The 17,209-nt window shown below is 71.0% G+C and carries 18 protein-coding genes; 11 read left to right on the top strand and 7 right to left on the bottom strand.

Going from position 1 to position 17,209, the window contains the following annotated elements; translation table 11 throughout:
• Positions 1-10 precede the first annotated feature (10 nt).
• Genes U2P90_RS09300 through scpA form a run of 3 tightly spaced genes read right to left on the bottom strand, consistent with a single transcriptional unit; the run spans position 11 to position 3,020 of the window.
• On the bottom strand, positions 11-376 hold the full coding sequence (locus U2P90_RS09300) for a hypothetical protein (protein ID WP_322471881.1): 366 nt from the start codon (positions 374-376) through the stop codon (positions 11-13).
• A 48-nt stretch (positions 377-424) separates the two neighbouring features.
• Positions 425-847, bottom strand: a complete 423-nt coding sequence (locus tag U2P90_RS09305; protein WP_322471882.1) for a hypothetical protein — start codon at positions 845-847, stop codon at positions 425-427.
• Positions 848-869: 22 nt separating this feature from the next.
• Positions 870-3,020, bottom strand: coding sequence for a methylmalonyl-CoA mutase (scpA, locus tag U2P90_RS09310; protein ID WP_322471883.1), 2,151 nt, complete (start codon positions 3,018-3,020; stop codon positions 870-872).
• 222 nt (positions 3,021-3,242) lie between these two features.
• Between scpA and U2P90_RS09315 the strand changes: the two genes are divergently transcribed.
• The 6 genes from U2P90_RS09315 to nspC all read left to right on the top strand — a co-directional run bounded on the left by U2P90_RS09315 (position 3,243) and on the right by nspC (position 9,074).
• Positions 3,243-3,893, top strand: coding sequence for a YbhB/YbcL family Raf kinase inhibitor-like protein (locus tag U2P90_RS09315; RefSeq protein ID WP_295823362.1), 651 nt, complete (start codon positions 3,243-3,245; stop codon positions 3,891-3,893).
• Between the two features lie 167 nt (positions 3,894-4,060).
• A complete protein-coding gene (rpe, locus tag U2P90_RS09320) occupies positions 4,061-4,735 on the top strand; it encodes a ribulose-phosphate 3-epimerase (RefSeq protein WP_380103422.1) in 675 nt (224 codons plus the stop codon).
• Between the two features lie 7 nt (positions 4,736-4,742).
• On the top strand, positions 4,743-5,468 hold the full coding sequence (locus U2P90_RS09325) for a 2-phosphosulfolactate phosphatase (RefSeq protein WP_322471884.1): 726 nt from the start codon (positions 4,743-4,745) through the stop codon (positions 5,466-5,468).
• 35 nt (positions 5,469-5,503) lie between these two features.
• Positions 5,504-5,998 (top strand): PsbP-related protein, encoded by a 495-nt coding sequence (locus U2P90_RS09330; protein ID WP_295823358.1) that lies wholly within the window; start codon positions 5,504-5,506, stop codon positions 5,996-5,998.
• Positions 5,999-6,054: 56 nt separating this feature from the next.
• Positions 6,055-7,770, top strand: coding sequence for a hypothetical protein (locus tag U2P90_RS09335; RefSeq protein WP_322471885.1), 1,716 nt, complete (start codon positions 6,055-6,057; stop codon positions 7,768-7,770).
• An 80-nt stretch (positions 7,771-7,850) separates the two neighbouring features.
• Entirely contained in the window at positions 7,851-9,074 is a 1,224-nt protein-coding gene (gene nspC / locus U2P90_RS09340; protein WP_295823507.1) for a carboxynorspermidine decarboxylase, read from the top strand.
• Positions 9,075-9,214: 140 nt separating this feature from the next.
• On the opposite strand, the gene U2P90_RS09345 is transcribed toward nspC, so the two are convergent.
• The 3 genes from U2P90_RS09345 to U2P90_RS09355 form a co-directional block, all read right to left on the bottom strand.
• Complete coding sequence (locus U2P90_RS09345; RefSeq protein WP_322471886.1) at positions 9,215-10,000, bottom strand: alpha/beta hydrolase family protein; 786 nt, start codon at positions 9,998-10,000, stop codon at positions 9,215-9,217.
• Positions 10,001-10,148: 148 nt separating this feature from the next.
• Positions 10,149-11,276: an acyltransferase gene (locus U2P90_RS09350; protein WP_322471887.1), complete on the bottom strand. Its 1,128-nt coding sequence runs from the start codon at positions 11,274-11,276 to the stop codon at positions 10,149-10,151.
• Position 11,277: 1 nt separating this feature from the next.
• Positions 11,278-12,387, bottom strand: coding sequence for a prephenate dehydrogenase (locus tag U2P90_RS09355; RefSeq protein WP_322471888.1), 1,110 nt, complete (start codon positions 12,385-12,387; stop codon positions 11,278-11,280).
• Between the two features lie 136 nt (positions 12,388-12,523).
• On the opposite strand from U2P90_RS09355, the gene U2P90_RS09360 reads away from it, so the two are divergent.
• Together U2P90_RS09360 and msrA are read left to right on the top strand one after the other, a co-directional pair.
• Positions 12,524-13,273, top strand: coding sequence for a TSUP family transporter (locus U2P90_RS09360; protein ID WP_322471889.1), 750 nt, complete (start codon positions 12,524-12,526; stop codon positions 13,271-13,273).
• 68 nt (positions 13,274-13,341) lie between these two features.
• Positions 13,342-13,917 (top strand): peptide-methionine (S)-S-oxide reductase MsrA, encoded by a 576-nt coding sequence (gene msrA, locus U2P90_RS09365; RefSeq protein WP_322471890.1) that lies wholly within the window; start codon positions 13,342-13,344, stop codon positions 13,915-13,917.
• A 60-nt stretch (positions 13,918-13,977) separates the two neighbouring features.
• On the opposite strand, the gene U2P90_RS09370 is transcribed toward msrA, so the two are convergent.
• Positions 13,978-14,649, bottom strand: a complete 672-nt coding sequence (locus tag U2P90_RS09370) for an MOSC domain-containing protein (RefSeq protein WP_322471891.1) — start codon at positions 14,647-14,649, stop codon at positions 13,978-13,980.
• A gap of 85 nt (positions 14,650-14,734) precedes the next feature.
• Between U2P90_RS09370 and U2P90_RS09375 the strand changes: the two genes are divergently transcribed.
• The 3 genes from U2P90_RS09375 to U2P90_RS09385 are packed head-to-tail and all read left to right on the top strand — an operon-like array spanning position 14,735 to position 17,168.
• Entirely contained in the window at positions 14,735-16,336 is a 1,602-nt protein-coding gene (locus U2P90_RS09375; RefSeq protein WP_322471892.1) for a phospholipase D-like domain-containing protein, read from the top strand.
• Between the two features lie 44 nt (positions 16,337-16,380).
• Entirely contained in the window at positions 16,381-16,827 is a 447-nt protein-coding gene (locus U2P90_RS09380) for a hypothetical protein (protein WP_322471893.1), read from the top strand.
• On the top strand, positions 16,824-17,168 hold the full coding sequence (locus U2P90_RS09385) for an RNHCP domain-containing protein (RefSeq protein WP_295821013.1): 345 nt from the start codon (positions 16,824-16,826) through the stop codon (positions 17,166-17,168). Before U2P90_RS09380 ends, U2P90_RS09385 begins: the two co-directional genes overlap by 4 nt.
• Positions 17,169-17,209: the final 41 nt, after the last annotated feature.

Genomic DNA, 17,209 nt, shown 5'->3' on the forward strand with positions numbered 1-17,209 from the left:
CGGGACGGACTCAGGCGTCGCCCCCGTCGGTGACGATGGCGCGCAGGCGGGCGGCAAGGGGGGCGGACGGGGCCGGCGTTGTGCGGCCCGGCGGCAGCGGCCGGATCAGCTCGGCCACGGGCGTCGTCATGTCCGGGGCGCGGTGGCCCTCCTCCTTCACGAGCTTCCCCTGCGCGTCGAAGGTGGCGGTCACGTCCAGCGCGGCCCCCGCGAGGCCCGACCACGTGACGTGCGCGCTGCGGAGGGTGCCGTCGGCGTCGTGGTGCTGCTCGACGACCTGCACGTTGTCCGGGTAGCGGTGGCCGTGGGTGTACACCGCGCGGCCGTCTGGCTCACGCTGCACCGTCTCGATCTGTCCGGGGGCGGGTTCGGTCATGGGTGGGCCTCCTGAGGGCAGTATCGCGCGATCCTCAACATGGGCCCCTCAGCACGGGGCACGCCGGGGCACGGGCCGCAGGTACGCGCGCAGCGGGGCGGTGATGCCCCGGGCCCGGTAGCCGGTCTCCTTCACCAGCCGGCCCCGCGCGTCGAAGGCCCCGCGCACGTCGAGGAGGCGGCCGGCGAAGCCCGTCCACTGCACGGCCACGCCCGTGAGGGTGCCGGCCCGGTCGTAGCTCTGGCGCACGCGCAGGGTGTTGTCCGGGATCAGCCGGGCGTACACGAGGCCGCGCACCCGCCCCGACGCGTCGAGCACGTACGTGGTCTCGCCGGCACGGCACGACCGCAGGCCGCCGGCGGTCACTGCGGTCGGGTCGGGCGTGTCCCGGTACGGCACGGGCGGCAGGCCCTGCGCGCCGGCCAGCGCGAGCGCGGTCAGCAGGAGGGGGGCGACGAGTCGGACAGCCATGTTTGCGGGGATGTCCTCCCGCCTACGCCGGTTCCGCGGGGCGGTCGCGCAGCAGGCGCAGCACCTCGCGCGCGGACTGGAGGATCGGCGTGCCCGGCCCGAAGATGCCGGCCGCGCCCGCCGCGCGCAGCGCCGCGTAGTCCTGTTGCGGGATCACGCCGCCCACGACGACCAGGATGTCGCCGGCCCCCTGCTCGCGCAGCGCCGCGATCAGCTGCGGCACCAGGGTCTTGTGCCCGGCCGCCTGCGAGCTCACGCCGACCACGTGCACGTCGTTCTCCACGGCCTGCCGCGCCGCTTCCTCCGGTGTCTGGAACAGGGGGCCCACGTCCACGTCGAAGCCCAGGTCGGCGAAGCCCGTCGCGATGACCTTCGCGCCGCGGTCGTGCCCGTCCTGGCCCATCTTCACCACCAGAATCCGGGGGCGGCGGCCCTCGGCCTCCGCGAAGGCGTCGATCTCGCCCTGCAGGGCCGCGAATCCCTGGTCGCCGTCGTAGCCGGCGGCGTACACGCCGGACAGGGTGCGGATCTCGGCCGAGTGCCGGCCCCACGCGCGCTCCAGGGCGTCACTGACCTCGCCCACGGTGCAGCGGGCGGCCATGGCGGTCACGGAGAGGGCCAGCAGGTTGCCCTCGCCGGAGCGGGCGGCGTGCTCCAGGGCCTCCAGCGCGGCCGTCACGGCGGCCGCGTCGCGCGAGGCGCGCACGCGCTCCAGCCGGGCGATCTGCGAGTCGCGCACGGCGGCGTTGTCGATGTCGAGCACGTCTACGCTCGTCGCGCCGTCGGGGCGGTACTTGTTCACGCCCACGATCACGTCCTCGCCGCGGTCGATGCGCGCCTGCTTGCGCGCCGCGGACTCCTCGATCCGCAGTTTCGGCACGCCGCTCTCGATGGCCTTCGCCATGCCGCCCAGCTCCTCCACCTCGCGCATCAGTTCGCGGGCCCGGTCGGCGAGGTCGTGCGTGAGGCGTTCCATGAGGTAGCTGCCGCCCCACGGGTCGATCACGTCGGGAATGCCGGTCTCCTCCTGCAGGACGAGCTGCGTGTTCCGCGCGATGCGGGCCGAGAACTCGGTGGGCAGGCCGATCGCCTCGTCGAAGGCGTTGGTGTGCAGGCTCTGCGTGCCGCCGAACACGGCCGCCATCGCCTCGATGGTCGTGCGGACGACGTTGTTGTACGGATCCTGCTCGGTCAGGCTCCACCCGCTCGTCTGGCAGTGGGTGCGCAGGGCGCGGCTCATGGGGTTCTTCGGGCCGAACGGGGCGATCAGCTCGCTCCACAGCAGCCGGGCGGCGCGCAGTTTGGCGACCTCGGTGTAGAAGTTCATGCCGATCCCGAAGAAGAAGCTCAGGCGCGGCGCGAAGTCGTCGATGTCCAGCCCCGCCGCCAGCGCCGCCCGAACGTACTCCAAGCCGTCCGCCAGGGTGTACGCGAGTTCCAGCGCGGCGTTCGCGCCCGCCTCCTGGATGTGGTACCCGGAGATGGAAATGGAGTTAAAGCGCGGCATGTTCCGCGCCGTGTACCCGATGATGTCCGCGATGATCCGCATGCTGGGCGCGGGCGGGTAGATGTACGTGTTGCGCACCATGAACTCTTTGAGGATGTCGTTCTGGATGGTGCCGGACAGCTGCTCCAGCGTGGCCCCCTGCTCCAGGCCCGCCACGATGTACCCCGCCAGGATCGGCAGCACCGCACCGTTCATGGTCATGGACACCGACATCTCCGAGAGCGGGATGCCGTCGAACAGCACCTTCATGTCCTCGACGGAGTCGATGGCGACCCCGGCCTTGCCCACGTCGCCGACCACGCGCGGGTGGTCGGAGTCGTACCCGCGGTGCGTGGCGAGGTCGAAGGCCACCGACAGGCCCTTCTGTCCGGCGGCGAGGTTGCGGCGGTAGAAGGCGTTGCTCGCCTCGGCGGTCGAGAATCCGGCGTACTGCCGGATCGTCCACGGGCGCGCGGCGTACATGGTGGCGCGGGGCCCGCGCGTGAACGGCGGCAGGCCCGGCACGCTGTCGGTGTCGAGGCCCTGCACGTCGGCGGCGGTGTACAGGGCCTTGACGGTCACGCCCTCGGGCGTGTCGCGGTTCAGGGTGGCCGGGTCGGCTCCCCTGAGATCCTTGCGGGCCAGGGTCGTCCACGCGGTCAGGTCGGCGGGGGTGGGGTCGGTCATGGGAACCTCCGTGTGAGTGCATCATGCCACGCGCGGCCAAACGGGCGTTTGGGGCGGCGCGCGCCGTCACACCCGCAGGAACACGCCCTGCCCGCCGAGCGTCTCGGTTCCATGAAGCCGGCCCCACCCACGCCCGCCCCACGCCGTTTAACGTTGAAACGATTCTGTGTGGCACGCCGTCGACCGCGTGCCGTGCAGGGATCCACCCCTGGAGGTACACCCATGACCCGTTCCCTCACCGCCCTTGGCCTTCTCGCCGTCGGTGCGAGCCTCGCCGCCTGCGCTCCCAGCGCGTCCACCATGATCGGCGGCGCGAACCCCGGCAACGCCGGCCTGAACCCCGCGCAGCGCCTGACCGTCGCGCAGCCCGCCCCGGCCGCCACCGCCCGGGGCCTCACGCTGACCAGCCCGACCTTCGCCAACGGCGGCGCGTACCCGGCCGCCCAGGTCGCCAGCGGCTTCGGCTGCAGCGGCCCGAACATCAGCCCCGCCCTGAACTGGACCGGCGTGCCCGCCGGCACCCAGTCGCTGGTGCTCACCACGTACGACCCGGACGCGCCCACCGGCAGCGGGTTCTGGCACTGGAGCGTGTACAACATTCCCGCCACCGCCACGGGCCTCGCCCAGGGGGCCGGCAATCCCGGCGGTACCCTGCCGGCCGGCGCGCGGCAGCTGAACAACGAGGGCGGCCAGCCGGGCTTCGTGGGCGCGTGCCCGCCCGTCGGCGACCGGGCCCACCGCTACGTGTTCACGCTCTACGCCCTGAGCGGCACCCTGGAACTGCCGGCCGGCACGACCCCCGCCGTGCTGGGCTTCATGCTGAATGGCCAGGTGCTGGCCAAGACCAGCATCACGGCGTACTACGGCCGCTGAGCCCCCCTGACACCGTCCGGCGGTGACCCCGGTCTGACGCGCTCCATGCCTCCCTCGGCGTGGGGCGCGCCGTCATGTGCTCCGGTGGTGGCGTGATGAAGTTCACAGCAGAATGGCCGTGATGTGTTCTGTTCACGATCAATGTAAGCAATGTTAGACTGGCGGGCGTGACTGCCGATGCCACCGTGCCGCGCCGCGTGCACCTCGCGCCCAGCCTGCTGTCGTGTGATTTCACGCGTCTGGGCGAGGAACTCCGCACCATCCAGAGCGCCGACTGGGCGCATGTGGACGTCATGGACGGCCAGTTCGTGCCGAACATCTCCTTCGGGCTCCCGATCCTGGCGGCGGCGCGGCGCGCCACGACCCTGTTCCTGGACGTCCACCTGATGATCGACCGGCCCGAGCGCTACCTGCGCGACTTCGCAGATGCCGGGGCCGACGGCCTGACCGTGCATGTCGAGGCCACGCCCCACATCCACCGCGCCGTGCAGCAGATCCGCGAGCTGGGCAAGAAGGCAGGCGTCACTCTGAATCCTGGCACGCCGCTGGAGGCCGTGCGTCCCGTGCTGGCCGACGTCGATCTGGTACTGGTCATGAGCGTGAACCCCGGCTTCGGCGGCCAGAAGTTCATCCCACAGAGCCTCGACCGCATCCGTACGCTGCGCCGCTGGCTCGACGAGCTGGGCAGCCCGGCAGAACTTCAGGTGGACGGTGGGGTCAGCCCCACGAATGCCCGCGCGGTGGTGAATGCCGGAGCCACCTGCCTGGTCGCCGGCAGCGCCGTGTTCGGCTCGGACGGGGCGGCGGCGGGCCTGGAACGCCTGCGTGAGGCCCTGAAATGAGGCACCCTTGAGACTCCGCGTCGATCTGCTCCCACACGGGACGTACCCGGACGTCGTCATGGTCATCGACGTGCTGCGGGCCACCACGACCGCGATCACGTATCTGGAACGTGGCGCGGACGCGCTGCTGCTGACCGCGACCCCGGACGTGGCGCTGCACCTCAGGCTGGAGGGCGGCGGCAGGTATGTCCTGGGTGGGGAACGGGGCGGCCTGCCCATCCCCGGCTTCGACTTCGGCAACAGCCCGGTCGAGGCGTCGGCACAGAATTTCACCGGGCGTATGGTCGTGATGAACACCACCAACGGAACCGGGGCCGCGCACACGGCCGCGCAGACCGGCAAGCACGTCTTTCTGGCGGCCCTCACGAACGCACATGCCGCCGCCCGCCGGGCCCGTGCCACCGCCACCGAGGAGATCGCCATCGTGTGTGCCGGCACCGATGAGCGTGTGGGTCTGGAGGACGTGTATGCCGCCGGGGTGCTGGCCGAGTATCTCCTCGCCATGGGGGAATTCAGCATCGACGACGGCGCGCGCATCGCCCTGACCGTGCGGCGCAACGGCGGCAATCCGCTGGAGGCGCTGGGCAGCAGCGGTCACGGCCAGCACCTGGCCCGCCTGGGCCTGGGCGAGGACGTCCGGGCGGCGGCGGGCCTGAGCACCAGCACCCTGGTGCCCACCCTGGTGCCCGGCGACGACGTGCCCACCGGAACCCTGCGCTTCCTGGCGGGCTGAGCCCCGGCTCACATGGCCGCTCCCTACACTGGGGCATGATCCGCACCGGTCTGGCCATCCTGACGCTGCTCGCGGGCAGCGCCCACGCCGCCACGTTCACAGACACGAAGAACGGCTTCACCGTCACGGCCCCGGCCGGGTGGGAGCAGGTACCGTACGCCGGCACCGCCGTCGTGTACATGAGCCCCCGGCGCGTGGCGGGCTTCGGCCCGAACATCAACGTCATCGTGCAGACGGTGCCGGCGGGACTCACGCAGGCGCAGTTCCACGCCAGCAGCCTCGCCCAGATCCGGAAGTACGTCACCGGTGGCAAGGTCATCCAGTCCCGCGCGGTCACGCTGGGCGGCCGGCCCGCGAACGAGGTCGTCTACACCGGGCGGCAGGGCGAGTTCAGCCTGTATTTCATTGCGGTGTACGCGGTCAAGGGCACGCGGGCGTACATCGTGACCGGCACGACCGTCCTGGGACAGCAGGGCACCATGGCCCAGACGACCCGCGCGTTTGCCTCCAGCCTGAAGATCACCCGGTAGGGGAGGGCGGCATGTGCGCCGCCGCGCCGAGCGGTGGTGGGTAGCATGAAGAAGCGATGAACGCCACCCAGCCTGACCTGCCGAGCCTGTTGCGGAACCGTGACGTGCGCGCCGTCCACGAGCATCTGACCGATGTCCAGGCGCGGTTCGAGGCCGGGCAGCTCCATGAACGTGATCTGCTGGCCGCCGTCCAGCCCTTCTTCTCCTCTGACCTCACCCTGGCCGAGGGCTTCCGGCAGTGGATGGACGAGTTTCCCGGCGACTACGCGGCCCATGTGTCGATGGCGGCGTGGTTCCTGGGCCGTGGGTGGGAGGCCCGGGGGCAGGCCACGTCGAATCTGGTCAGTGACCAGGGCCGGCGGGCGCTGGTGCAGTTCCTGACCCAGGCCGACGGCTGTGCCCGGCACGCCACCACCCTGACGGACAATCCGCTGGCGGCGTGGAGCGTGGTGGGGCAGGCCAGCAACACGCAGGGCTGTCAGCTGACGCTGGACGACGTGCAGCGGCAGGCGTATCCAGACTGGTTCCTGCAGGGAACCGGGGCCAATCCGACCAGCCTGCACCTGCGGCGGTTGATGCTCCTGCACCTGCGCACCGAGTGGGGCGGCAGCGAGGAGCACATGCTGACCTTCGTGCGCCAGCAGCAGGACGCCCGGCTGCTGTCCGACACGGATGTCCAGCGGCTGTGGGCCGAGTTCCACTCGCGCGTCTCACACCACGCGATGCACTTTGCCGGCGACCCGGCGAAGGCCGTGGAACGCGCCCGGATGGCCGCCGACCTGGATCCGGCCGAGGCGGAGCAGCTGTTCATCGCCCTGACCGGTGCAGACGCTCCCACGTCCGACCGACTGGACGCCCTCAGGCGCTACCTGACGGCCGCCGAACAGGATCGTGCCATCACGCCACACGGCAATTTCGCGTGGGCCCTGCACTACAGCGGCGACTGGGCGCAGAGCGAGGTGCCGCGTATCGGGGCATTGCTGACCCGTGCCGCGAACGCCGGCGATCCCGACTCGGCTGTGATGCTCGGAAGGCTGCAGGTGACTCACGCCAACTGGCGGCTACCGGACGCGCTGCCGCTGCTTAAGATGGCGCGTGACCGGGGCCACACCGAGGCCGCCGAGACCATCGTGCATCTTCGCGGCCTCATTCCCAACCCGACGGCATCGGACACCGCCCAGAAGCGCGACGACATCCTCAAGGCCGCGAACCTGCTGAGCGCCCAGATGAGCTGGGAGGTCTACCGGCACTTCGCTGACTACGAACAGCAGTTCAGCCTGGAGCCCCGCCAGCGGTTCCTGTACCTGCACCGGGCTGCAGACGCCGGCGAGAACGATGCCCGCTATGAACTGTCCCAGCAGCTCCGGGCGGGACACGTCGAACTGGGCGATGACGGCGTTCTGAGGCCCGTCGACACCGCCCCGCTCCAGGACAGCCTGGACTACGCGAAACACCTCCTCGAACGTGCGGCGGGGAGCGGCCACACGCCGGCCAGGGCCCTGATCGGCAGGATGAACGACCGGGACTGGCAGGCCAGGACGGCCCGGCGTCCGAAAGTGAAGCCGGTGGCGGCCAGCTCGTCGACCGTCAGCACGCCGCCTGATCGGAACCTCCGTATTCCCTGGGTCGTCCTGGCCGTGCTGGCCTTCGGCATCTTCAGGGGATGCAGCCAGATGGCGACCCCGGCTGCATCCGCTCAACCGCCGGCGCTCGATCAGGAGGTCGCGGAGCGGATCTTCGGCCCGGTGTCGCCCGGATCACCCGGGCGATGAGGGGAACCGGGCGGCCGCCTGTCTGTGAACCGCATCGGCGCTGACCCTTGCACCTCCCCGCACCCGCTACCCTGTTCCGTATGACCGTGTCCGACCTCGTCCTGCCTGAAGTCACGCCCGTCGAGTCCATCGACTTCGCGGCCATTCCCAGTCCGGCCTTCGTGCTGGACGAGTCGCGACTGCGCCGCAACCTGGCCCTGATCCAGCACGTGCAGCGCGAGAGCGGGGCCCAGATCATCGTGGCCTTCAAGGGCTTCTCGATGTGGTCGGCCTTCCCGGTGCTGCGCGAGTATGGCATCACGGGCGCGACGGCCAGCAGCCTGAACGAGGCGATCCTGGCAAAAGAGGAGATGCAGGGCGAGGTGCACGTGTACGCGCCGGCCTACAGCGCCGAGGACTTCCCGCGCATCCTGGAACTGGCCGACCATCTGGTCTTCAATTCCTTCTCGCAGTGGGCCCGCTTCCGCCCGCAGGTCGAGGCCGCGCGGGCCGCCGGGAAGACCGTCCACGTGGGCATCCGCGTGAATCCCGAGTACGCCGAGGTCGAGACGGATCTGTACAACCCGGCCGGGCCGTATTCGCGCCTGGGCGTGACCCGCCGCGAGTTCCGGGACGACCTTCTGGACGGTGTGGACGGCCTGCACTTCCACACCCTGTGCGAGAAGGACAGCGACACGCTGGAGCGCACGCTGGAGGTGCTCGAGCGGAACTTCGGAGAGTTCCTGCCGCGCATGCAATGGGTCAACTTCGGCGGCGGGCACCTGATGACCCGAGAGGGCTACGACCTCCCGCGCCTGATCCGCGTGGTGAGGGCCTTCCGCGAGAAGTGGGGGGTACACGTGATCCTGGAACCCGGCAGCGCCTTCGGGTGGCAGACCGGCTGGCTGGTCAGCAGCGTGCTGGACGTGGTGCACAACGTCAAGGACGCCGCGCTGCTCGACGTGTCGGTCTCGGCCCACATGCCCGACGTGCTGGAGATGCCGTACCGGCCGCGCATCCTGGGGGCGGGCGATCCGCCGGAGCTGGATCACCACCGCGAGACGGACTCGGGCGTGGGCGGCCACCCGTACCTGATCGGCGGCACCACCTGCCTGGCAGGCGACGTCGTGGGGGAATACGTGTTCGACCGCCCGCTGGACGTGGGTGACCGCGTGGTCTTTGACGACATGATCCATTACACGATGGTCAAGACGACGTTCTTCAACGGCGTGAAGCACCCGGACATCGGGATCCTGCATCCGGACGGCGCGTACGAGCGCGTGAAGACCTTCGGCTACGAGGAATTCCGGGCCAAGCTGAGCTGATATCGAGTGCGGCTGAACCGCTCACATTGGAGCGGTTCAGCCCGGGCGGAGCGAGGAGTAGCGGAGCCGTGTCGCGCGGGATGGAGAAACATCCGGTGCCGCTCTGGAGGGGTCAGAAGGGAGCGCCTCACCGCCGAGGCTCAGGAACTCCGCGTCCCGGCGAGGCGTTCGAGGCGTTGCAGGAAGGCCACCAGCCGGCTGGCCACCGCCGGCGAGAAGCGGTTGCCGCCCATGTGTGCTCCGCTGAGGGTCACCACGTCGCTCACGCCGGGCTGGGCGTAGCTGCTCAGGCGCTGGGCATTGATGGCGGCCGGCACGACCTTGTCGTCCGGGCTGCTCACGATGAACAGCGGCAGGGGCGGCACCAGGGCGGTCAGGTGCAGCGGATCGTACTGGGCGACCCGCGAGTGATCGACGTTGTACGCCGCCCTGATCTCAGATCGGCGCGACGGCGCGGAGGCCCACGCGCCGCTCAGGCTCACCCACGCGTCGATCAGCGCGACGCCGCGCACCTCGTAGGGGGCTCCGGGCAGGGCACTGCGCAGGGCCAGCAGGCCACCCATGCTCAGGCCCAGGGCATACGTGCGGCCGTTCCATGGATACGTGCGGACGGCCGCGAGGTGAGCGGCGGCCGACGTGTACAGGGCGCTGGCGCTGCCCCAGCTGTTCGGGCCGCCGTCGCCGCTCAGCAGCACCGCGAAGTTCGCATTCAGCAGGGCACTGAGCAGGACATTCACCTGGGGGCTGTCTCGCAGGCGTTCGGCAGTCTGGGCGCGTGGGTGCGACACGATGACCAGCGGGCACGGCCGCGCGGCACACGCTGCCGGCACCCGCAGGTACGAGGCGCCCCCAGCCGTGTTCTGGCGGATCCAGCGGTCGACCGTGAGCGGTGCGGCGCCGGCATCCCCCGGGCCCACGCTGCCCATGAACACGCTTCCGATCAGCAGCGCAGCCCACCGCGCCCGGCATCGGCGGACTCGCACGGCTGTGGATGGGCGCTGCAGTGAACCAGGGCGTGGTGAAGTCTGCCCACCAGGGGGCGTCGTGATCCGGAGTGGTCGGTGGGGCACCGCATCACCTCCCGAACAGCAGCAGACTGACCGGCGTCCGCCGCAGTGCGTGGGCCAGCAGCGCCGGCACGACGATCGCCACCACCAGATACGCGAGCAGGGTGGCGATCACCTGCGCGTCGGAGCCGCTTGGCGGCTGCCAGCGTTCCAGGAACTGCAGCACGGCCGGATGCAGCAGGTAGACCTGCAGGCTCACGATCCCCAGGCTGGCGAGCGCCCGCTGTCCCGGGCCGGGCCGCAGTTGCATGCGCCATACCAGCCCCAGCAGATTGAGGGCGACCAGCGTGGTATACGCCCACGACAGCGCGTCGAACAGCACCGGGGTCGCGCGGCCGGTGCGCAGGTATTTCAGGGCCTCGGGCAGATAGATGGCGAACACCGAGAGCATCAGGGCGATCAGCGCCCAGCGGTGATCACGCCACCACTGCGGGAATTCCCGCAGCCGCGCCCCCACCGCCACCCCCAGCAGCAGCGGCAGGACGTACCACAGGACGCTGCTGGTCGGGTACTGCAGCTGCAGCACCTCCCGGTTCAGGAAGTAGATCCCGATCTGCAGGGGAATGCCGACCATCAGCGTATCCACGATGCGGGGCCGTCGCCGGGCGACCAGCACCAGCAGCGGCAACACCGCGTAGACCTCCAGCGCGATCAGCAGGAAGTACAGGTGGAAACTGGCCTTGCCGTACAGCAGCCACGACCGCCACTGTTCCGGATCCGTGATGGACTGTGGACTGCGCTGCTCCGTCCACACGTACCACAGCGCATACAGCACGGTCCACAGCACATAGGGCCACGCCGCCCGCATCGTGCGGCGCAGGGCGTAGCGCCGCAGGTTGTAGCGGCGCAGCAGGCTGCGGGTCAACACCAGTGCCGACAGGAACACGAAGGCCGGCACCGCGAAGTGCAGCGTGCGGTTCAGGATCTCTGCAGCGACATACGGCCCGCTGCCGGGATCGAGGTGCCGCAGCGCCACCCCCGTCGAGTGGTGGATGATGACCTCGAGGATCGTGATCCCCCGGAAAGTGTCCACGCTGGCCCGCGCCGATGGCCTCCGGCGGGGTGGACGGGCCGGCACCGTGGTCGGCTCGGGGGTCGGAGCGCTCAGCGGGCGGCCCAGTGGGTGAACCGTCACGTCAGCCCCTCCCGCGGACCTCGAACCCCCGGTCGCGCAGCAGGGTAGCGGCCCGCTGCACCTCCTCGGGGCTCTCCAGGCCCAGACGCAGGGCCCCGCCCTCCTCGCGGATGGCGAGCACCTCGATGTCCTTGATGTTCACGCCCTCGGCGCCGAGCAGCTGCGTGACCGCGCCGATCTGGTTGGGCCGGTCCGGCACCGCCACGACCAGATCGTATTTGGCGGGCAGCAGGCTGCGCCGCACGACCGGCAGGCTGTCGCGGGTGCGTTTGCCCTCGTGCGCGGCGGCCAGCAGTTCCTCGGGGTCGTCCAGATCGGCTTCCAGGCGCTCGAGCTGCTTGCGGAAGCGGGTCAGGGCACTCTTCAGGGCATCTCTGTTCTCGACGACCATGTCGCGGCTCATGCGCGGATCGCCGCTCGCCACGCGGGTCAGGTCGCGGAAGCCCCCGGCGGCCAGCAGGCTCAGGCGCTCGTCCCGCGCGACCAGATGCGTCAGGGCCAGACTGGCCAGGTAGGGCAGGTGGCTGATCGTGGCGACCAGCGCGTCGTGCGCGTCGGGCGGCATGACGACCGGCGCGGCCCCCAGGTGCTCGACCAACAGCCGGGCGCGGCTCAGGGCGGTCAGGGGCGTGGACTCGGTGGGGGTCAGCACCCACACGGCATTTTCCAGCAGCGACGCACTGGCGTGGGCCACGCCGCCCCGCTCGCTGCCCGCCATGGGGTGCCCGGCCACGAACGACCGCACGCCCAGCCGCTCCATCTCGGCCGCGATGCCGCTCTTCACGCTGCCCACGTCCATGACCAGTGCGGCCGGGTTCAGGAACGGGGCGAGGTCGCGGGCCAGCGGCGCGAGCGCCCGCATCGGCGCGGCCAGGATGACCAGATCCACCTCGCGCAGCCACTCGCCGGGGGCGGCCCGCACCTCGTCGATCACGCCCAGCGCCTCGGCCTCGCGCAGCACGTCCATGCTGGCGTCCAGCCCGATCACGCGCCGGGCCAGGAAGCGCTGGCGCAGGCCCAGCGCCACGCTCCCGCCGATCAGTCCCACGCCGGCCACCACGGCGGTTCCGAACAGCGGGGCGGGCGTCACGGGGGTGGCGTCGGCGGTCATGACCGCGAGGCTACCACGGCATTTCTTCTCACTTTCTCGCAGGTCAGACACGTGCCGCGAACCGCTCCCCGGGGGCTGTCCATCCGGCACGGCCAGCCGGGACGGCGGCGCGGCCCACCCTGCTAGAGTCCCTGTCGTGCCCGGCCCTGACGTCCTGCTGTACGGTGTGCCCCTCGCGTTCCTGGCCGGATTCATTGATGCCGTCGCGGGGGGCGGCGGCACCATCACGCTGCCCACCCTGTTCCTGATGGGCCTGACCCCGCCCCAGGTCGTCGCTACCAACAAGCTGCTGGCGATCTTCGGCTCGGGCAGTGCCACGGTGCAGTACGCCCGGAAGGGGCATATCGAGTGGCCGCTGGTCGGCCGGCTGGTGCCGCTGGCGCTGGCGGGCAGCGCCCTGGGCGCGTATCTGGTGAACTTCATCGACCCGGACTCGTTCCGCACGCTGGTCGCCGTGGTGATCCTGGGCGTGGGTATCCTGGTGCTGCTCAACAAACGCCTCGGGCTGGACGACCGCTACCCCGGCCTGACCGCGCGCGTGCTCGCGCTGACCCTGCCCGGTGCGCTGGTCATCGGGATGTACGACGGCTTCCTGGGGCCGGGCACGGGCACCTTCCTGATGTTCCTGTTCGCGCTGGCGGGCTTCAACCTCGTGCGGGCCAGTGGCAACGCCCGCGCGATCAACTTCGCCACCAACCTGGGCGCCTTCGTCTTCTTCCTGATCGGCGGGCAGATGGTGTGGTGGATCGGCCTCCCGATGGGCGTGGCGAACGCCCTGGGCGCCGCCGTAGGTGCCCGCATGGCGATGCTGCGCGGCAGCGCCTTCGTGAAGTGGATGTACGGCGGGATCGTCGTGCTCGTCGCGGCGCGGCTGCTGCTGGCGTAGGGGCATGAACCTTTCCAAAAGTCACGCCGTTCCTGGCCGCCCATCTGCCGAACGCCGACAATGGAGGCATGACCCAGACCACCAGCCCGGCGAGCGATTCCACCACCTCCAGCACGCAGCAGGCCATCCTGGCGGGGGGCTGCTTCTGGTGTACCGAGGCCGTGATGAAGGACGTGCGCGGCGTGACCCGCGTGGAGAGCGGCTACATCGGCGGCCACACCGAGACGCCCGACTACCGCAGCGTGTGCAGCGGCACCACCGGCCACGCCGAGGCGGTGCGGGTGACCTTCGACCCCGCGCAGGTCAGTTTCCGTGACCTGCTGGGGCTGTTCTTCGCCACCCACGATCCCACGACCCTGAACCGCCAGGGGGCCGACACCGGTACCCAGTACCGCAGCGCGGTCTTCCCGCTGAGCGCCGAGCAGGAGCGCGAGACCCGCGAGGTCATCGCGGATCTGGAGAAGGAGACCGTGTTCGACCGGCCCATCGTCACGTCCATCGAGCCGGCCACGACCTTCCATGTCGCGGAGGCCTACCATCAGGACTACTACGCCCGCAATCCGGGCCAGGGCTACTGCATGGCGGTCATCGCGCCGAAGGTCGCCAAGCTCCGCAAGTACTACGGCGACAAGCTGCGGGCATAGGCTCCGTGCAGGACAGGAGAGGGGCGCGGTAGGGCGTCCCTCTTCGTTGGTTCGGCAGGCCTAGTTCAGCTCTGCGAGCCGCTCCTCGACCTCCTGGCGCAGGCGGATGCCCAGCGGGTGTTCCAGCAGCAGGGTCAGGAACTCGCGGGAGGGGGCGCGGTCGTACCACAGGTCGAAGGTGTCGCCCACGGTGGGAGCACCGGCCGCCGGGTGGTACGTGACCATGTCGCCGGCTCCGATGCTGCCGCCGCGCAGCACGCGGGTGTACGCTCCCGGACGCCGCATGCGGGCAAAGCGCTTCACGAACTGAGGATCGCCCATGTTCGCCGCCAGGGTCGCGCAGGGGATGCGCGGAGCCGTGACCTCCAGCAGGAGGCCGGTTCCGCCGCCGGGCGCGTGGAACTCCAGGCGATCCCCGATCCCGAGTGCCGCCGATTCCAGGCCGTCCAGCACCACGTTTTCCCCGAAGGCGCCGGGTTCGGGAGGCTCACCCAGGGCCTCCGTCCACGCGTCCAGATCCGGCGTGGTGTACACGTACACCGCCTGATCGGGGCCGCCGTGGTGTTTCACGTTCAGGACGTGGTCGTTGTCCAGACCGCCGGCCGTGACGGTCACGCGCCCTGGCTGCGGCTGCTTGCGGATGCCGGTGGTGATGATCCGTCTGCCCACCGTAAGCGGGGTTGATTGCGCGACGAGCACCGAGTGAACCCGCACCGGACGTGACCCGTTCATGCCACGAGGCTAGCAGGCCATCCACGTGGCGAAAGCCTAAAGAGTGGCGTACACGCCCGACGGGCTGCGTCACTAGGCTCAGTGGGTGCTCCGTTCCGTCCTGCTGCTGCTCCTGCTCATGGCGGGATCCGTGGCACCGGGAGAGGAGCCGGCCCCGGCGCTCACGGGGCCATCCGAGACGGGGATCGTGCGGACGCTGGAGGTCGGGGCACTGACCTTCCTGCGCTCGCCGCTGCCGCCGATGCCGGCGCTGGAACTCGACGGCCTGGGCTCGGCCGTGCCGTGCCCGCCGCCGACTGCGCCACTGGACCGCGTGCTGTACGACAGCCTGGCCGGTCGCGGCGCAGCCCTGAGCTGCGGCAACTCGTTCGCCGGCCTGCTCAGCTTCCCCCAGGACGAGGCCGGGGTCTCGCCGCAGCCGACCTCGGCGCTGGGCGGATTCGAGGCCGTGGCCGAGACGATCCGCGCGGCGAGAGACGAGGTGCTGCTTGCCACCATGATCTGGGATGACGGCGTGGGCTCGCCGGGCGCGCTGCTGGCGGGCGCGATCGCCGACCTGCGCCGCGACCTGCAGCAGCATCCGGAGCGGCACCCGCACGGGGTCACGGTGCGGCTCCTGCTGGGCAATTCCATCCGCATGGATCGCCTGACCGATCCGACCGCCTCGGCGTTCTCGGCGGCGCAGCATCTGCTCGCGGCGGGGGTGCCGCTGGGCAGCGATGACGTGCCGGGCTGGCGCCTCGAACTTGCGAACTACCGGTACACGTATCCGCACAACCACATGAAACTGCTGGTCGTGGATCGCCAGGAGGTGCTCGCGGGCGGCAACAACGTGAGCTGGTTCCACGTGCCGGCGAGGACGCCGGGTGGGCTGGGCCTGCGCGATCTGGCGCTGCGGGTGCGTGGCCCGGTCGCCCGCCACGCGGTCGCCGCCTTCCGGGACGCGTGGCACGCCTCGCGGCTCCTGACCTGTCCGGATGTGTCCGTGGCCGGCGCATCCGTCCGCGACTGCGCGCTGGCTGCCTCGACACCCCCGGTTCCGCTGCTGTGGGCCGGGCCGCCCCCGGTCGCGGGCACGGCCCGCGTGTTCGGCCTGTACCGCCGCCCCGGTGAGGAGGACGCCGACGGAGCCCTGGTGCGGCTGCTCTCGGCCGCCACCTCCGAGATCGATCTGCTGCAGTCGCAGGTGAGCGGCACCCCCGCGTGTACCCTGAGCGCCCTGGCCCCCGGCGGCTGCCCCGCTCCGCAGGCCATGCTGCCGGTGTGGCAGGCGATCCTGACGGCCGTGCAGGAACGCGGCGTGCGCGTGCGGATGGTGCTCGACCACGATCCGGTGCTGCAGCTGGAGACCCTGGCGCTGCTGGGCGGCCTGCGTGCCCGGCTGGCCCCGCTGGGCCTCGCGGATCACGTGCAGGCCCGCTGGTTCGGCCCCGCCGAGGGGCAGCACACGAAGATGATCGTGGTCGACGGCCAGATGCTGGTGGTGGGCAGCCCGAACCTGCAGTTCGCGTCGTTCGGGCCGGGTGGCATGAGCGAGTACGCGCTCGCGACCAGCGACCCGGACGCAACCGCCCGGGCGCGGACGCTGTTCGGGTTCGAGTGGGCGCGCGCTGCGCCGGTGGTGCTGCCGTACTGGCTGCGCGTGACCGACGCGCCGCCGGCCCCATGGGCTGCTCCGGCACCGTGACGTCCGCCCCGGCCCGGTTGTCCCGGTCATGCTGAAATAGGGGCATGAACGCTGCCCGCTCGCCCGACGCACCGTCGACCCCGGAGGACGACCGCTGGGGTGTTCCGGCCGCTGCCGGGCGCTGGCCCACCCTGGCCGTCCTGGTCGCCCTGTATGCCGTGAGCATCACGCCTTTCGTGGGCAGCCTGCTGCGCGGGCAGGCCACGAACGTGGGAAGCAGCGTGCTGACCGCGTGCGCCTCGGCGCTGCTGCTGGGGCTGGTGTGGCGCGGGCACGTGTGGGCATGGCGCTTCACGGTGGGTCTCAGCATGGTCGCGGGCCTGCTGGTGTTCGTGGTGGGGATGCTGGCCGCCACGGCTGGCCCCGCCGGGTGGGTGGTCAGCGGCGCGGGCCTGTCGTACCTGCTCCTGGGCACCGCCCTGGTCGGCACGCCCGTGATCCGCGCATTTCTGGACAGCCGCTGGTCGGCGCGGCGGGGTCGACGGTCGTGACTGCTGGCCGCCGCTTCACGGTGCAGGGCACGAACAGTGCCTTCACGTGTGCCCACTGCGGCGCCGAGGTCGCTCCCCTGCGCAACGGCAGTGTCCGCAACCACTGCCCACACTGCCTGCACAGCCTGCACGTGGATGTGCTGCCCGGCGACCGCGCCAGCACGTGCCACGGGCTGCTGGTGCCGGTCGCGGTCGAGCAGAGCGGCAAGAAGGGCTGGGTGCTGGTGCACCGCTGCGCCCGCTGCGGTCATGTGGGCCGCAACCGCGCTGCCCTGGACGACCCCGCGCAGCCCGACGACTGGGACGCGCTGGTCGCCGTGAGTGCCCGGCCACCCATCTGAACGCCGCCGGCTGACCGGGGAAGCGGGGGCGGTATCCTGCC

Source organism: Deinococcus sp. AB2017081 (assembly GCF_034440735.1).
GTDB lineage: Bacteria > Deinococcota > Deinococci > Deinococcales > Deinococcaceae > Deinococcus > Deinococcus rufus.

Excerpts from the sequence above, each read along its gene's own strand:
- U2P90_RS09300 (WP_322471881.1), bottom strand. The coding sequence starts at position 376 with ATGACCGAACCCGCCCCCGGACAGATCGAGACGGTGCAGCGTGAGCCA.
- U2P90_RS09305 (WP_322471882.1), bottom strand. The coding sequence starts at position 847 with ATGGCTGTCCGACTCGTCGCCCCCCTCCTGCTGACCGCGCTCGCGCTG.
- scpA (WP_322471883.1), bottom strand. The coding sequence starts at position 3,020 with ATGACCGACCCCACCCCCGCCGACCTGACCGCGTGGACGACCCTGGCC.
- U2P90_RS09315 (WP_295823362.1), top strand. The coding sequence starts at position 3,243 with ATGACCCGTTCCCTCACCGCCCTTGGCCTTCTCGCCGTCGGTGCGAGC.
- U2P90_RS09330 (WP_295823358.1), top strand. The coding sequence starts at position 5,504 with ATGATCCGCACCGGTCTGGCCATCCTGACGCTGCTCGCGGGCAGCGCC.
- U2P90_RS09335 (WP_322471885.1), top strand. The coding sequence starts at position 6,055 with ATGAACGCCACCCAGCCTGACCTGCCGAGCCTGTTGCGGAACCGTGAC.
- nspC (WP_295823507.1), top strand. The coding sequence starts at position 7,851 with ATGACCGTGTCCGACCTCGTCCTGCCTGAAGTCACGCCCGTCGAGTCC.
- U2P90_RS09345 (WP_322471886.1), bottom strand. The coding sequence starts at position 10,000 with ATGGGCAGCGTGGGCCCGGGGGATGCCGGCGCCGCACCGCTCACGGTC.
- U2P90_RS09355 (WP_322471888.1), bottom strand. The coding sequence starts at position 12,387 with ATGACCGCCGACGCCACCCCCGTGACGCCCGCCCCGCTGTTCGGAACC.
- msrA (WP_322471890.1), top strand. The coding sequence starts at position 13,342 with ATGACCCAGACCACCAGCCCGGCGAGCGATTCCACCACCTCCAGCACG.
- U2P90_RS09370 (WP_322471891.1), bottom strand. The coding sequence starts at position 14,649 with ATGAACGGGTCACGTCCGGTGCGGGTTCACTCGGTGCTCGTCGCGCAA.
- U2P90_RS09380 (WP_322471893.1), top strand. The coding sequence starts at position 16,381 with ATGAACGCTGCCCGCTCGCCCGACGCACCGTCGACCCCGGAGGACGAC.